At 69.2% G+C, this 14,405-nt stretch carries 15 protein-coding genes; 8 read left to right on the top strand and 7 right to left on the bottom strand.

Going from position 1 to position 14,405, the window contains the following annotated elements; genetic code table 11:
- Positions 1-29 precede the first annotated feature (29 nt).
- The 3 genes from PV781_RS15855 to secB form a co-directional block, all read right to left on the bottom strand.
- On the bottom strand, positions 30-1,721 hold the full coding sequence (locus PV781_RS15855; RefSeq protein ID WP_274776604.1) for an acyl-CoA dehydrogenase family protein: 1,692 nt from the start codon (positions 1,719-1,721) through the stop codon (positions 30-32).
- Between the two features lie 135 nt (positions 1,722-1,856).
- Positions 1,857-2,474, bottom strand: a complete 618-nt coding sequence (locus tag PV781_RS15850) for a hypothetical protein (protein ID WP_274776603.1) — start codon at positions 2,472-2,474, stop codon at positions 1,857-1,859.
- Complete coding sequence (secB, locus tag PV781_RS15845) at positions 2,471-2,950, bottom strand: protein-export chaperone SecB (protein WP_274776602.1); 480 nt, start codon at positions 2,948-2,950, stop codon at positions 2,471-2,473. Before secB ends, PV781_RS15850 begins: the two co-directional genes overlap by 4 nt.
- A gap of 196 nt (positions 2,951-3,146) precedes the next feature.
- On the opposite strand from secB, the gene PV781_RS15840 reads away from it, so the two are divergent.
- The gene (locus tag PV781_RS15840; protein WP_274776601.1) at positions 3,147-3,365 is read left to right on the top strand and encodes a DUF1674 domain-containing protein; all 219 of its coding nucleotides are present in this window, start codon (positions 3,147-3,149) and stop codon (positions 3,363-3,365) included.
- 35 nt (positions 3,366-3,400) lie between these two features.
- On the opposite strand, the gene PV781_RS15835 is transcribed toward PV781_RS15840, so the two are convergent.
- On the bottom strand, positions 3,401-4,207 hold the full coding sequence (locus tag PV781_RS15835; protein WP_274776600.1) for an undecaprenyl-diphosphate phosphatase: 807 nt from the start codon (positions 4,205-4,207) through the stop codon (positions 3,401-3,403).
- Between the two features lie 354 nt (positions 4,208-4,561).
- Here PV781_RS15835 and PV781_RS15830 point away from each other — a divergent pair, with 354 nt between their 5' ends.
- The 3 genes from PV781_RS15830 to PV781_RS15820 all read left to right on the top strand — a co-directional run bounded on the left by PV781_RS15830 (position 4,562) and on the right by PV781_RS15820 (position 7,515).
- On the top strand, positions 4,562-5,251 hold the full coding sequence (locus PV781_RS15830; protein WP_209104371.1) for a glutathione S-transferase family protein: 690 nt from the start codon (positions 4,562-4,564) through the stop codon (positions 5,249-5,251).
- Positions 5,248-6,465, top strand: a complete 1,218-nt coding sequence (gene queG, locus PV781_RS15825) for a tRNA epoxyqueuosine(34) reductase QueG (RefSeq protein ID WP_274776710.1) — start codon at positions 5,248-5,250, stop codon at positions 6,463-6,465. Before PV781_RS15830 ends, queG begins: the two co-directional genes overlap by 4 nt.
- A gap of 156 nt (positions 6,466-6,621) precedes the next feature.
- Complete coding sequence (locus PV781_RS15820) at positions 6,622-7,515, top strand: SDR family oxidoreductase (protein ID WP_274776599.1); 894 nt, start codon at positions 6,622-6,624, stop codon at positions 7,513-7,515.
- Between the two features lie 34 nt (positions 7,516-7,549).
- Here the strand turns inward: PV781_RS15820 and PV781_RS15815 are convergent, their stop codons facing one another.
- From PV781_RS15815 to PV781_RS15805, 3 genes are all read right to left on the bottom strand, one after another.
- Positions 7,550-9,526, bottom strand: a complete 1,977-nt coding sequence (locus tag PV781_RS15815) for a SpoIIE family protein phosphatase (RefSeq protein WP_274776598.1) — start codon at positions 9,524-9,526, stop codon at positions 7,550-7,552.
- Between the two features lie 69 nt (positions 9,527-9,595).
- Entirely contained in the window at positions 9,596-10,093 is a 498-nt protein-coding gene (locus PV781_RS15810) for a universal stress protein (RefSeq protein ID WP_274776597.1), read from the bottom strand.
- A 111-nt stretch (positions 10,094-10,204) separates the two neighbouring features.
- A complete protein-coding gene (locus PV781_RS15805) occupies positions 10,205-10,795 on the bottom strand; it encodes a malonic semialdehyde reductase (protein WP_274776596.1) in 591 nt (196 codons plus the stop codon).
- 242 nt (positions 10,796-11,037) lie between these two features.
- Here PV781_RS15805 and PV781_RS15800 point away from each other — a divergent pair, with 242 nt between their 5' ends.
- The 4 genes from PV781_RS15800 to PV781_RS15785 all read left to right on the top strand — a co-directional run bounded on the left by PV781_RS15800 (position 11,038) and on the right by PV781_RS15785 (position 14,405).
- Positions 11,038-12,255 (top strand): pyridoxal phosphate-dependent aminotransferase, encoded by a 1,218-nt coding sequence (locus tag PV781_RS15800; protein WP_274776595.1) that lies wholly within the window; start codon positions 11,038-11,040, stop codon positions 12,253-12,255.
- 6 nt (positions 12,256-12,261) lie between these two features.
- Positions 12,262-13,359 (top strand): AbrB family transcriptional regulator, encoded by a 1,098-nt coding sequence (locus PV781_RS15795; RefSeq protein ID WP_274776594.1) that lies wholly within the window; start codon positions 12,262-12,264, stop codon positions 13,357-13,359.
- Positions 13,360-13,447: 88 nt separating this feature from the next.
- A complete protein-coding gene (locus PV781_RS15790) occupies positions 13,448-13,858 on the top strand; it encodes a DoxX family protein (RefSeq protein ID WP_274776593.1) in 411 nt (136 codons plus the stop codon).
- Between the two features lie 103 nt (positions 13,859-13,961).
- Entirely contained in the window at positions 13,962-14,405 is a 444-nt protein-coding gene (locus PV781_RS15785) for a DoxX family protein (RefSeq protein WP_274776592.1), read from the top strand.

Genomic DNA, 14,405 nt, shown 5'->3' with positions numbered 1-14,405 from the left:
GGGCGGCGGGTGCCGCCCCGCGCGCACGCTCAGTTGCCGCCGCTCTCCAGCAGGCGGCGGGCGATGACCTGGGCCTGGATCTCGGCCGCGCCCTCGAAGATGTTGAGGATGCGGGCATCGCACAGGAGGCGGGAGACCGGATATTCCAGCGCGAAGCCGTTGCCGCCGTGGATCTGGAGCGCATTGTCCGCCGCCGCCCAGGCGACGCGGGCGCCCAGCAGCTTGGACATGCCGGCCTCGAGGTCCGTGCGGCGGCCCTCATCCTTGGCGCGGGCGGCGAAATAGGTGATCTGCCGGGCAATGGCGATCTCCACCGCCATCATCACGATCTTGTCGGCGACGCGGGGGAAGGCGATGAGCGGCTTGCCGAACTGAATGCGCTCCTCGGCATAGCGCAGACCGCTCTCCATGGCCGCCTGGGCAACGCCCACGGCGCGGGCGGCGGTCTGGATGCGGGCCGCCTCGAAGGTGTTCATGAGCTGCTTGAAGCCCTGGCCCTCCACCCCGCCGAGCAATTGCTCGGCCGGCACCTCGAAGCCGTCGAAGCCGATCTCGAACTCCTTCATGCCGCGATAGCCGAGCACCTCGATCTCGCCGCCGGTCATGCCCTTGGCGGGGAAGGGGTCCTCGTCGGTGCCGCGGGGCTTTTCCGCCAGCAGCATGGACAGGCCCTTATAGCCGGGCTCGGCCGGATTGGTGCGCACCAGCAGCGTCATGAGGTCGGCGCGGACCGGATGGGTGATCCAGGTCTTGTTGCCGTTCACCTTGTAGACATCGCCCTCCTTCACCGCGCGGGTGCGCAGGGAGGCGAGGTCCGAGCCCGTATTGGGTTCGGTGAAGACGGCGGTGGGCAGGATCTCGCCCGAGGCGATCTTCGGGAGGTACTTGTCCTTCTGCGCGTCCGTGCCACCGCCCAGGATCAGCTCGGCCGCGATCTCCGAGCGGGTGCCGAGCGAACCGACGCCGATATAGCCGCGCGAGAGTTCCTCGGTGACAAGGCACATGGCCTCCTTGGGAAGGCCCAGACCGCCATACTCCTCCGGGATGGTGAGCCCGAACACGCCGAGATCGGCGAGGCCCTGGATGATCTCCAGCGGGATATAGGCGTTTTCCAGATGCCACTCATGGGCGTGGGGGGCCACCTCCGCCTCCACGAAGCGGCGGATCTCGGTGCGCATGGCCTCCATGGTCTCGTCGAGGCCGGCATCGCCGATGGTGGTGGCGCCATGGGCCTCGCGGATGCGGGCGGCGAGCGCGGCACGCGCCGCAGAAGTATTGCCATTCTTGGCCAGCGACCGGATGGCGAGGTCCGCATGGAGGCCCGCCAGCGCGCCGTCGGAGACATAGAGATCGTCGAGCCGGACCACCTCGCCCTGGCTCATGGGGATGCCGCCCAGGATCTGGGAAACATATTCGCCGAGGCCGATCTGGACGAGAAGCCGCTCGGTCTCGCCGAACCTGCCCATCTCGGTGAGGCGATCGGCATAGTGGACCAGCTCGCGCACGCCGAACACGTAAGTGGCGAGCCAGGCAAGGCCATGGGTAGCGCGCTGCTCCCCGTCCAGCAGGCGGGCGGAGAGCTTGCCGCCCTCGCTCACCCGCGCGCGGATTTCGGAGGTGACTTCGGCCAGCAGCTTTTCCAGCGTGGTGGTGGCTTCGCGGCCGAGGCCCACGGCATCGAAAGTGCCCTCGTCGACGGCAAGCGCGGCGCTGCTGGTCATTCAACTCCCCCGAATGTTGTGCGTTGCGATATTCCGCCAATCCTTATCGACGGCGGGGCCGGACGCAACGGGGGATTTTTCGGCCTTTAGGCGAACCGCACCGCACACGCCGCGCTGCGGCGATGCGCGCACCTCTCAGGGCGTGGCCGGCCAGCCGAAGGAGAGGACCTCCACCTTCGGGCGCACGGCCTTCATGGCGGCGCCGTCGGAGGAAAAGGTGGCGTCTCCCGACACTTTCAGGCGGGCCTTTTCAGGGGCGTCGGGATCGGGGGCGAAGATGAGCGAGAGGGTGCAGCCGCCGGGAATGCGGGCAAGCCGCCCCGTCTTCCAATCAGTGACGGTGCCGCCATAGTCCCATTCGAAGCCGGAGAGGGCGAAGGGGCCGCCATTCAAGGCGCGGACCTCGGCGAGGGTTTGGCCGGGTTTCAGGGTGCCGCCCGGCACCGCGAAGGTCCAGGTGCTTTCGGGTCCCACCCGCACCATGGCGGGGATGCGGCTTTTCTTCTCGTCCTGCCAGAGGATCTCGATGCGGCGGGCGGGATCGTCGGCGAAGACCAGGGTGCCACGCTCGGTCGACCCTTCGGCGCCAGGGATCTCCCCGTCGCGCACATGGGGGGCGCCGAAGGCGGCAACGAGGCGGCCCTTGTCGGTGTCGCGGGCAAACACGCCCTCGCAGGACAGGCTAGCAGGTGGCTCGGCGCGGGCACCGGCCACCCCCAGGATCAGGGCAAAGGCTGCGAGCGCGGCCTTCACGCCTGGCCGACAGTGCCCATGCGCTGGGCTTCGGCGGCCATGCGCTGCTGGAACAGGGCGGCGAAGTCCACCGGGTCGATCATGAGGGGCGGGAAGCCGCCATTGCGCACGGAGTCCGCGACGATCTGGCGGGCGAAGGGGAAGAGGAGGCGGGGGCACTCGATGAGAACCACCGGCTGGAGGCTCTGCTCGGGCACGTTCTGCACGCGGAAGATGCCGCCATAGGTCAGGTCGAAGGCGAACAGGGTGGAGCCGTTCACCGTGGCGCTGCCTTCCACCTTCAGCTCGACCTCGAAGTCCGGGCCCTGGAGGGGACGGGCATTGACGTTGATCTGCAGGTTCACGTCGGGCTGGCCCTGGGGGGCGCCCAGCGAGTTGGGAGCGTTGGGATTCTCGAAGGAGAGGTCCTTCACATATTGCGCGAGGACATTGAGCGAGGGCGCCTTGGGGTCCGGGGTGCCGTTCTGCGTCGCCATGCTCGTCTCCATCCTGTGCGGGGACCTGCCCCCCTTGCGGTGGCGGGTCGCTAGCATGCCTGCGGCGCGCGGGCAAGGCGCGGCGCAGGCATCCCTCGGCACGGCGGGCGGGCTGTGCTAGAAAGCCCCCATACGGAAAGCCCCAAGCGTGATGGCCGGCCGCGATGTGGTCCGGCCGCCTGATGGAAGCGATGCGATGACGGACAAGTCTGAATTCGAAGCGGCCACCCTGGTGCCCGAGGGCCGCCCGCCTCTGAGCGAGGCGGCCAAGCGCGCCCTTGCCGAGGCGGCGGAGCGCCGCGCCGCCATTGATGCGGTGGCCAAGTCCATGCCCAAGGAAATCAATGGCCGCGGCGGCGCTGAGCCGGTGCGCTATGGCGATTGGGAAGTGGGCGGCATCGCCAGCGATTTCTAAAAACAAGGGGAGGCGCCCGGCCTCCCCGTGCCCGGTCAGCGGGTGAGATAGAGCCCCACCAGGCCCGCCACGCCCACCGCGATGCGCCACCAGCCGAACGGCGCATAGCCATGGCGGCTGACGAAATCCAGAAGGCTGCGCACCACCACCAGCGCCGCACAGAAGGCGGCCGCGAAGCCGATGGCGATCAGCACGCCGTCATCCAGCGTCAGCACGCCGCGATTCTTGTAGAGGTCATAGACGAAGGCGCCCAGCATGGTGGGCAAGGCGAGGAAGAAGGAGAATTCCGCCGCCGCCTTCTTGTCGACCCCCATCAGCATGGCACCCACGATGGTGGAGCCCGACCGCGACATGCCGGGAATGAGCGCCAGGCATTGGCAGAAGCCGATCTTGAGCGCCAGCATGGGCGGAAAGCCCATGGCATTGTTGTATTTCGGCTTGGGCGCCACCTTGTCGATCACCAGGAGCACGACGCCGCCGAAGATCAGCGTGCCGCAGATCAGCATGGGCGATTCGAACAGCACCGTCTTGATGAAGCCGTGCAGCGCCGCCCCGATCACCGCCGCCGGCAGGAAGGCCAGCAGCACGCCGATGACGAAGCGCCGCGCGCCGGCGCTGGTGGGTAGCATCAGCGCGATGCGCAGGAAGCGCTGGAAATAGACCACCAGGATTGCGAGCACCGCGCCCAGCTGGATCAGCACCTCGAAGGTCTTGCCGTTGCTCTCGAAGCCGAGGAAGTGGCCGACCAGCAGCATATGGGCGGTGGAGGAGACCGGGATGAATTCCGTCAGGCCTTCGATGAGACCGAGGAACAGCGCCTCGATCATGGTGCCGAGCGTCATGTGACAGCGTCCAGAAAGGTGAGATCCGACCGACCGGCCAGGGGGCCCGGGCATCCTGCGGCGTCGGCGCTGCGGGCGCAATCGGGGGGCGCTTCGCCCTCCCCAGGGTCATGTGGATCAATGGTTCACCATGTGGCGGGCTGGCCACAGGACGCCGCCCTTTGTGTCTTGCGGCAGTGCGAGAACATCTCTAGACCGGGGGCAGCGATCGGGACCGATCATCGTCCGCAAGGCGAAAAGCGTGCGATCGCCGCTTCGAGGGGAGCACGGCCACCTTCCTTTGGGGCTTGCATTTCCGGCACTCCGCTCCAGGGCCCGCCCCCGGCAACAGGCTTCAGGTCCGCACCTTCCCTCATGGAACTTTACCACCACCCCTTCTGCCCCCATTCCCGCTTCGTGCGGCTGGTGCTCGCCGAATACGGCATCGAGCCGGTCCTGGTGGAGGAGCGGACATGGGAACGGCGCGCGGACTTCCTGGTGCTCAATCCCGCTGGTGAGACCCCCGTCCTGGTTGAACAGCAGGCCCCATCCGTGCCCGGCGCCTCCATCATCGCTGAATATATGGACGAGACGCGGGGCCTCGCGCTCGCCGATCGGCGCCTCCTGCCCGAGGACCCGCTTTCGCGCGTGGAGGTGCGGCGGCTGGTGGCCTGGTTCAACGAAAAGATGTTCCTGGAATCCACCGAGCATCTGGTGCGCGAGCGCATCTACAAGCGCTACATGAAGGCCGACCAGGGCGGCGGGCCGCCCGATGCCACGGCGCTGCGCGCGGCGCGCTCCAATATCCGCTATCATCTGAAATATATCGGGTGGCTGGCGCGGGCGCGGAACTGGCTCGGCGGATCCCGCCTCAGCCATGCCGACCTTGCCGCCGCCGCCCATCTTTCGGTGGCCGACTATCTGGGCGATGTGCCGTGGGAAGAGGACGAGGACGCGAAGGCCTGGTATGCGCGGATGAAGTCGCGGCCGACCTTCCGCGGCCTGCTGGCGGATTCCATGCCGGGCATGCCGCCGTCCAAGACCTATACGGACCTGGACTTCTGAGCACTCCGGCCGCCGCCGACGCGCCCCCCTCTGCCCTTTTCACCCTCAAGGACCACCTGCGCGACTTGGCGCAGGACGAGGGATTCGACGCGTTCGGCGTCGCCGATCCCGATGCCATCGGCCCCGCCGGGGCGCGCCTGCGCCAATGGGTGGCGGAAGGCCGGCAGGGCGACATGGGCTGGATGGCTGACACGCTGGATCGCCGGGTCCATGCCCGCGCCATGTGGCCGGACGTGAAGCGCGTGGTGATGCTGGGCCTGAATTACGGCCCCGACGAAGACCCCCGGGCGGTGCTTGCCGCCCGCAGCCGCGGCGCCATCTCGGTCTATGCCCAGGCGGAGGATTATCACGACCTCATCAAGGCCAAGCTGAAGCGCCTCGCCCGCGCGCTGCTGGCCGCCGCGACCCGGGAGGGGATGAAGGGCGACGTGAAGGTGTTCGTGGATACCGCCCCGCTCATGGAAAAGCCGCTGGCCATGGCGGCGGGGCTGGGCTGGCAGGGCAAGCACACCAATCTCGTCTCCCGCGAACGCGGCTCCTGGCTGTTCCTGGGCGCCATCGCCACCACGCTGGACCTGCCCGCCGACGCTCCCGCCCGCGACCATTGCGGCGCCTGCCGGGCCTGCCTCGACGCCTGCCCCACGGCGGCTTTCCCGGCGCCCTACCAGATTGATGCCCGGCGCTGCGTCTCCTACCTGACCATCGAGCACAAAGGGCCGATCCCGCGCGATTTGCGCCCGCTCATGGGCAACCGCATCTATGGCTGCGACGATTGCCTCGCCGCCTGCCCCTGGAACAAGTTCGCCCAAATGGGCCGGGAGGCGAAGCTCGCCGCCCGCGACGAGAACCGGGCGCCAGACCTTGCGGGCCTCGCCGCGCTGGATGAAGAGGGCTTCCGCGCCCGCTTCGCCCGCAGCCCCATCAAGCGCACGGGGCGCACGCGCATGCTGCGCAACATCCTCATCGCCATGGGCAATTCCGGCGATCCGGCGCTGTCGGAAAGCGCGGCGCGCCATCTCTCCCATGCCGAGCCGGTGGTGCGCGGGGCGGCGGTCTGGGCCTTGTCGCGTCTTCTGGAGGCGCGCCATTTTGCAGATCTTGCTGCGCAGCATGTGCGCAGCGAAGCCGACGAGGAGGTGCGCCTGGAATGGCAGCTTGGCGGAGCGTGCGACCACGCGCCGGCCTTGGCACCGTCGGCGCGCAACCCCATTTGACCGGCGGTGCCGTCCCCGTCGCCTTCGACGCGCGGGGCGGGAACGCTCTATCACGGCCACCCGCGTGAGCGGGCGACCGGCCCCGCGCCGGGGATGCTGAAGGACGCCCAAGCCAGGAAATGGTAGGCGAAGGAAATGGCAGCCGAAGGGAGAAGCATGACCACGATCCTCGCCATCGGTATGGGCTATTGCGCCCGCCGCCTCGCGCAGACGGGCGGCAGCGGCATCACGCGCATCATCGGAACCAGCCGCACGGCGGAGGGCGCGGCGCGCCTCGCCGGCCTGTCGCGGCCCGACCTGAAGGTGGACGGTCTGGTCTTTGACGGCGCCCATCTGACCCAGGCGTTCCTCGACGCCATCGAAGCCGCCAACGTGCTTCTGCTCTCCGCCCCGCCCGGCGAGGACGGCGACCCGGTGATGGCCGTCGCGCTCCAGGCGCTGGAAGATGCGCCCCGTCTGAGGCAGGTCATCTATCTCACCACGCTCGGCGTCTATGGCGACCACAAGGGCGGCTGGGTGGACGAGTTCACACCCCCCGCCTCCGGCGTCGCCCGCCTGAAGCGTCGGCTGGATGCGGAAGCACAGTGGCGGGCCTTTGGGGAATTGAGGGGCATTCCCGTGGCCGTGCTGCGCCTCGCCGGCATCTATGGTCCCGGCCGCAATGCCCTGGCGGCGCTCGCGGCCGGCGAGGCGCGGCCCATCCACAAGGAGGGGCAGGTGTTCAACCGCATCCATGTGGATGACATCGTGACCACCATCCGCGCTGCCCTGGACCGGCGATTCGATGGCATCGTGAACGTCACCGACGACCTGCCCGCCTCCCCCGCCGAGCCGATCCTGGAGGCCGCCCGCCTGCTTGGCCTGCCGGCGCCGCGCGTGGTGCCGTTCGAGGAGGCGGCCGCCACCATGAGCCCGATGGCGCTGAGCTTCTGGGCCAGCAGCAAGCGGGTGCGCAACGACCGGCTGCGCAACGAATTGGGCGTCGCGCTCGCCTATCCCACCTTCCGGGAGGGCCTCGCCGGGCTGTTGCGGGAGGGCGAAGGACGCTGAATTGCCGGCTATCTGAGATATTTAGCCGGCATTCTTAATCCAGCGGCACCGCAAGCCAGGCCTTGAGCAGCGCCACTTCCCGCTCGGCCTGGGCGACCACACGGCGCGCCGCCGAAAGCCGCGCATCCGCCTCCGGGTCCCGCTCCGCCGACCGCGCCAGGGCAGCCGCGCCGTTCAGACCGAACTGGCCGAGCAGCCCGGCCAGCGCATGGGCCGGCGCAATAAGCGCGTCCGCATCCTCGCGCGCCACCAATTCCCCCCAATCGGCGAAGCGCTGCGCCGTCCCGTCCACGAAACGGCCGGCAAGGCGCTGGAAATTCTCCTCGCCCACGGCCCGACGCAGCGCCGCGACCCCGGAAAAATCCACGTCCGTGTCCGCCGACGCCGGCAACACCGGCGCCGGGATCGCGCCCACCGGCTCCCTTATCTCGGGCGGAGACGCGGGCGCGGGCGCGGCCATATCTGCTGGGCGACCGACATCGTCCCCCTCGCCCCCCTCCTCCGGCAGGACGGCGTCGGCCTCCGCCTCGATGAGGATGAGCAGCCAATCGTCCTCGGGGCTTGGCCCCAGCCGCGCCGCGATGCGCCCCGCCGCCCGGTTGGCGGCGCGCTCCAGCGGGGCGGCGGCCTGGGCGGCGAGGATCTCGATCAGCCAATCGGGACACGGCCCGCCGCTGGCCAGTTCGGCCGGGTCGAGCCCGTCGGTGGCCAGCACCAGCCGTTCGCCGGGAGCGAGGCGGAGCGTGACCGATTCATAGGTGGCCGCATCGGTGAAGCCGAGCAGAGGCCCGTCAGCGGCAAGGCTGCGCGCGCCGGACGCGCCCACCACCATGGGATGGGGATGGCCGGCGGAGGCGATCTCGATGGTGCCGTCGTGATGAAGGTCCGCCACCAGCGCCGTGGCGAGCGCCGCGTCGAAGGCCGGCTCGGAAAAGATCACGCCAGACCAGCGCGCCAGCAGTTCGGCCGGCGGCAGAAGGGCGGCGGCGTTCAGCCCCCGCAGCATGGCCGCCTGCGCCACCGCGCCGGCCTTGGCATTGATGCCGTGGCCCATCACGTCCACCAGCACCACCCGGTCGCGCCCCTCCAGCGGCAGGTGCACCACCAGATCGCCCCCGCCAATGTCGGCGGTGTCCGTGCGCAGGGTGGCGCGGAAGGGGCCGAGCCGCTCCGGCAGTGCGGGCCGCACCAGTTCCTCCAGCGCCGAGCCGAAATAGCGGAACAGCCGCGCCCGCTGGCGCATGGCCCGCACCAGGGCCAGCTTCACCGTCTCCAGCAGCGCCTCCGGTTGCACCGGCTTGGTGAGGAAGGTGTCCACCCCCAATTCCAGCGCCCGCACCCGCACGCTGGGATCGCCCGTGATCATGACAATGGGGATGGGCGGGCGGGCGGTGTCGTCCTCCAGCGCCTCCACCAAGGCGGTGCCGGGCTCCCCGGCCAGATGGAAGTCGGTGAGGATGAGATCAACGCGAGTCTCGCGCGCCAGGGCCAGGGCTTCCTTCAATGTCGCGGCCGCCAGCACGCGATAATGGGGCTCCAGCAGGTTGAGATAGGTGTCGAGGAGGATCTCCTCGTCCTCCACCACCAGCACCAGCGGCCGCCGGCGGGCAAGCTGGCGCCTTGCCACGAGCCGGTTGGGCGTTCCGGGCACATAGTCGGCGCGGTCCAGCGCGCTGCGGGCGAGCGCCAGGCCCCGGCCCGATGTGCCGTCCGCCCCGGTGCCGGCCAGCGTTGCCCCGGCCCAGCGCTTGGGAAAGGCCTCGAAGGGGCCCCCATCCTCTTCCAGGGTCAAGGTGAGGACGATGCCGTCCAGCTCGGCGGAGAGCGCGATCTCGCTGGGGCGCGGCCAGGCGTGGCGCACCGCATTGGCGGCCAGTTCCGCGATGGCCAGCACCACCTCGTCGGTAATGTCGGCCCCCACCCGCAATTGCAGCAATTGCCGCCGCAGCGCCTTGCGCAGCCAGGACACTTCTTCCAGCGTCGCCGGACGCCGCGCCTCGAACAGTCTCACCGCATCCCGCCCCGCTGAAAGGAACCAGCCCGGCCCCTTGCGCAAGGTGGGCGGGCGGCCGGCGCCCCGTCAAGCCAGCGCGTCCAGCTCCTCGTCGGAGAGCGCGCCGGGCACGATGGTCACGGGGATGGGGAAGCGGGCGGAGGCGGGACCGGCCAGCAAGGTCACCAGCGGTCCCGGCCCTTCGCTGCCGGTGCCGGAGGCGAGCACCAGGACGGCAATGTCGCGGTCATCGGCAATCAAGGAGAGGATGGCCTCGGCGCGGCTGCCTTCCCGGATGGCGGGCTCGGGCTCGATGCCGGAGACGCGCTTGGCCCGGGCGGCGAAATGGTCGAGCCGCTCCTGCATGGCCTCGGTCGCCTCGGCGCGCATGAGATCGCCCACCCCGAACCATTGCTGGGCCACGCCCTCCAGCTCCAGGATGCCGAGCATGACCACGCCCGCGCCGGTGCGCGCGGCGCGGCGGCTGGCATAATAGAGCGCGCGGTCGCATTCCGGCGTCTCGTCGATGATGACGAGGAATTTGCGCCGATGGCCGGCCTCATGGATCTGGCGCTTCGGATTCACAGGTCCTCCTCCGGCGTCAGGGCAATGGCGGGATGCTGCCACGGAAGACAAAGAAAAGGCGACCGGAAATTTCCGGCCGCCTCTCCTTCACCCGCTATCCCGAAAGAGGGATCAGAGGACCTGCGCCACCTCGTCGAAGGCGAGGCGCGGCAGGCGGTCCATCACCTTGGTGGGGTCGCCATGGCCGAGCGCCGCGATGAAATTGGTCTTCACCTTGCCGCCGGGGAAGAATTCCGCATCCACCTTGGCCGCGTCGAAGCCCGACATGGGACCCACATCCAGGCCCACCGCGCGGGCGGCGAGGATGAGATAGGCGCCCTGGAGGGAGGAATTGCGGAAGGCGTGGGGCTCAACCATGCCCGGATTGTTCAGGAACAGGTCCTTGAAGCCGGGATTGTGCGGGAACACCTGCGGGATCTTCTCGTAGAATTCCAGGTCGTAGCCGATCAGCACGATCACCGGGGCGGCCAGCGCCTTCACATTGCCGGGCGACAAGGCCGGGGCGAGGCGCTGCTTGGCCTCTTCCGAACGCAGGAACACGAAGCGCGCCGGCTGGGTGTTGGCCGAGGTCGGGGCATGGACCAGGAGATGATAGAGCTCGCGCAGCTCCTCCTCGCTCACCGGCTTGTCGGTCCAGCCATTCTGGGACCGGGCCTTGAGAAAGAGGGTGTCGAGGGCCGCCTGGTCGATCGTGTAGGGCATGCGCTTCCTCCGAAGCAGGGATGGGCTTATGGCGCCAGAGGTAGGCAGGCGCAGGGCATTCGGGAAGCCTCGTCTTTGCAATAGTCCGTTGCAGGAATGCAAAAAATCGCGCTTCCCATGGGGAATGCATCAATGGTCCTGATTTCTGGATCACGGGTTTTGATGAGAAGGCGCGCCCGTCTGCCTGTATGGTCCGTCCACCCGCCGACCAGGGGTGCGCGCCGCCCCGCCCGGAACCCGCCATGACTGCCTCCCCCTCCCCTGCCTTGCCGCTCGAATCCGCCTCCGACCCCTTCCTCGACCGCGTGCGCGACCATGTGCGCGCCTTGCCGGAGAGCGGCATCGTCGAGGTGATGAATTACGGCCGCAACCGCCCCGGCATGATCCCGCTCTGGGCCGGCGAGGGCGACGTGCCCACCCCCGCTTTCATCTGCGAGGCCGCCGCCAAGGCGCTCCATGGGGGCGAGACCTTCTACACCTGGCAGCGCGGCATTCCCGAGCTGCGCGATGCGCTGGCCCGCTATCATGCGGAGCTCTATGGCGTGCCGGCGGATCCCACCCGCTATTTCGTCACCGGCTCGGGCATGCAGGCCATCCATGTGGCGGTGGCCCTGGCGCTGGGCGCGGGCGACGAGATGATCCTGCCCACCCCCGCCTGGCCCAATGCGGCGGCGGCCGCCCAGAAGGCAGGCGCCACTGCGGTGGAGGTGCCGCTGGCCTATGGGCCGGAGGGCTTCACCCTGGACATCGACCGCATCGCCGCCGCCGTGACGCCGCGCACCCGCGCCCTCTTCATCAACACGCCCGCTAACCCCACCGGCTTCGTCGCCACCCATGACGACCTGAAAGCCCTGCTGGCGCTGGCCCGCGCCAAGGGGCTGTGGATCATCGCCGACGAGATCTATGGGCGCTTCTATTATGAGGGGGGCGAGCGGGCCCCCTCCTTCCATGACGTGATGGCGCCCGACGACCACATCCTCTTCGTGCAGACCTTCTCAAAGAACTGGGCCATGACCGGCTGGCGCATCGGCTGGATCGAGGCGCCCCCCGCTTTGGGTCAGGTGATCGAAAATCTCGTGCAATATTCCACCTCGGGGGTCGCCGCCTTCATGCAGCGCGGGGCGATCGCGGCGCTGGAGGAAGGCGAGCCCTTCGTGAAGGAGCAGATCGCCCGCGCCCGCCTCGGCCGCGACCTGGTCGCCGACACGCTGCTGGCCACCGGCAAGGTGGACCTGGTGAAGCCGCCCGGCGCCTTCTACCTCTTCTTCGGCATCGCCGGCGAAAGCGACGTGCGCAAGCTCGGCCTGAAGCTGGTGGACGAGGCCAATGTGGGCCTTGCGCCCGGCACCGCCTTCGGCGCCGGCGGCGAGGGCTTCCTGCGCCTGTGCTTCGCCCGCGGCGCCCATCAGTTGGACGAGGCCGCCCAGCGCCTCGCCCGCTGGATCAAGGGGCGCGCCTGATCTTTCATGCGGTTCGTCTTTCCGGCCAACGCCCTCCATCGCCTGCGCCGTGACGCGCGGGCCGCCGCCCTTCCGGCCACCCTCACTCTGGTGGCCGGCACGCTCGGCGGGCTCGCCTGCCACGCGCTCGGCATTCCCGCGCCCTGGATCTCCGGCGCCCTCATCGCGGTCACGGTCCTCGCGCTCTGCGGGGCGCCGACGCGCGTGCCGGACCCCATCCGCTTCTGCGCCTTCCTGGTGCTCGGCTGCTCCATGGGGACGGCCATCTCCCCGGACATGCTGGCCCGCGCCGCCACCTGGCCCGTCTCCATGGCGCTCCTGGCGCTGAGCGTGGTGGCCGTCGTGCTGGGGGTGACCGCCTTCCTGTGCTGGATCGCCCGCTGGCCCTTCGAGACCGCCTTCTATGCCTCCATTCCCGGGGCGCTCTCGGCGGTGATGGCCATGGCCGCCACCTCCGGCGCCGACATGCGCAAGGTGGCGCTCGGCCAGTCGCTGCGCCTGTTCGTACTGGTGGCCGCCCTGCCCCATCTCATCGGGGCATCCGGGGTGGGGCATGGCACCATCGCGGTCCCCGCCCATGAGACCGACTGGCCGCAGGTGGCGCTGATGCTGGCGGTCAGCCTTGCCACCGGCATGGCGGCGGCGCGGGCGCGGGTGCCCGGCGGCCTGCTGGTGGGCGCGCTGGCGGGAAGCGCCGTGCTGCACGGCACCGGGCTCGTGGACGCGCAACTGCCCGACGCCCTGCTGGTGCCCAGCTTCATCATCCTGGGGGCCGGCGTCGGCATGCGGTTCGAGGGCACGCGGCTTGCCGACCTTCGGGCAAGTGCCCTGGCGGCGCTGGCGGCGGTGCTCGTCGCACTGGCCATTTCCGGCGCGTTCGCCCTGCTGGCCGCCTGGCTGACCGGAGACGAGATCGGCAAGCTGGTCATGGCGTTTGCGCCGGGGGCGCTGGAGACCATGAGCGTCCTGGGCTTTGCCCTGGGCTTCGATCCCGCCTTCATGAGCGCCCACCACATTTTCCGCTTCGCGAGCCTGTCCATCGCCATGCCCCTGGCGGCGCATCTCCTGTTCAGCGCGGGGCGCGGGCGCAAGGGCGGGCGCTAGGGACAGAACACCCGCCCGGGGCTTCCGGCCCGCAAAGGCGACGCCTAAGCTTTCCCCGTTCCGCCCGGAGGCGGACGGGGAGGGGCGCATGGACCGGCTGAACGATGTCATTCTGCTTCTGGGGCGGCTTCTGATCACCGCCTTGTTCCTGCCGGTGGGGGTCCACAAGCTCACCAATCCCGATGCGCTGCTGACCCAAAGCCTGGTGAAGAGCGGCCTGCCCTATCCGGAAGTGCTCACCGTGCTCGGCATTGCGGTGGAGATTGCCGGCCCGCTGGCCATCCTGCTCGGCGTCTTTCCGCGCCTCTCCGCCCTCGGGCTGATCGCCTTCACCTTGGTGGCGACCTTCGTCTCGCACAAATTCTGGACCTTTCCCGCTGCCCAGTGGGACCTGCAATTCATCCAGTTCCTGAAGAATCTCGGCATCGTGGGCGGGTTGATGTTCTATCTGGTCACCGGGCCGGGGCGCTTCTCGCTCTCCCTCGGCCGGCACTGGTAGGCGCTCACGGGCTTGTGTGCGGACATGGGGGCGAGGAGGGGGCGGACCCCGCCGTCCTCACGTCATCGTGCGCCCCTCCCGCATTGAGATTTTGCGGTGCAGCATGAAGAAGACCTCGATTCAGCCTGCTGACGAGGATTTCATGCGCTTCCTGGACGATCTCGCCCTTCTGACCGGCCGTATCCTGATGGCCGCCCTGCTTCTGCCCTCGGGCGTGAAGAAGCTGATGGACATTGGCGGCACCACCCAGATGCTGGCCGCCAAGGGACTGCCCATGCCCGAAATCCTGGCCATTGCGGCCGGCGTTGCCGAGACCGCGGCGCCCATCCTCCTCGTGCTGGGCCTGGTGCCGCGTGTGACAGCGGTGCTCGCCGGCGGCTTCGTGCTGGTGGCGACGCTCACCTCGCACCGTTTCTGGGAAATCGCCGACCCGGCCATGGCCATGGGCCAGCAGATCCAGTTCCTGAAGAACATGGCCATCGTCGGCGGCACCATGTTCTATTTCGTCTCCGGCGCCGGCCGTTTCGCGCTGGGCGGAAAGCGCTGA

This window comes from Aquabacter sediminis (assembly GCF_028863665.1).
GTDB lineage: Bacteria > Pseudomonadota > Alphaproteobacteria > Rhizobiales > Xanthobacteraceae > L1I39.
This window is presented reverse-complemented; position numbering and strand designations above follow the sequence as displayed.

Bases quoted from the DNA above. Each gene is read 5' to 3' on its own strand.
- PV781_RS15855 (WP_274776604.1), bottom strand. From the start codon at position 1,721: ATGACCAGCAGCGCCGCGCTTGCCGTCGACGAGGGCACTTTCGATGCC.
- secB (WP_274776602.1), bottom strand. From the start codon at position 2,950: ATGGCGACGCAGAACGGCACCCCGGACCCCAAGGCGCCCTCGCTCAAT.
- PV781_RS15840 (WP_274776601.1), top strand. From the start codon at position 3,147: ATGACGGACAAGTCTGAATTCGAAGCGGCCACCCTGGTGCCCGAGGGC.
- PV781_RS15835 (WP_274776600.1), bottom strand. From the start codon at position 4,207: ATGACGCTCGGCACCATGATCGAGGCGCTGTTCCTCGGTCTCATCGAA.
- PV781_RS15830 (WP_209104371.1), top strand. From the start codon at position 4,562: ATGGAACTTTACCACCACCCCTTCTGCCCCCATTCCCGCTTCGTGCGG.
- PV781_RS15820 (WP_274776599.1), top strand. From the start codon at position 6,622: ATGACCACGATCCTCGCCATCGGTATGGGCTATTGCGCCCGCCGCCTC.
- PV781_RS15805 (WP_274776596.1), bottom strand. From the start codon at position 10,795: ATGCCCTACACGATCGACCAGGCGGCCCTCGACACCCTCTTTCTCAAG.
- PV781_RS15800 (WP_274776595.1), top strand. From the start codon at position 11,038: ATGACTGCCTCCCCCTCCCCTGCCTTGCCGCTCGAATCCGCCTCCGAC.
- PV781_RS15795 (WP_274776594.1), top strand. From the start codon at position 12,262: ATGCGGTTCGTCTTTCCGGCCAACGCCCTCCATCGCCTGCGCCGTGAC.
- PV781_RS15790 (WP_274776593.1), top strand. From the start codon at position 13,448: ATGGACCGGCTGAACGATGTCATTCTGCTTCTGGGGCGGCTTCTGATC.
- PV781_RS15785 (WP_274776592.1), top strand. From the start codon at position 13,962: ATGAAGAAGACCTCGATTCAGCCTGCTGACGAGGATTTCATGCGCTTC.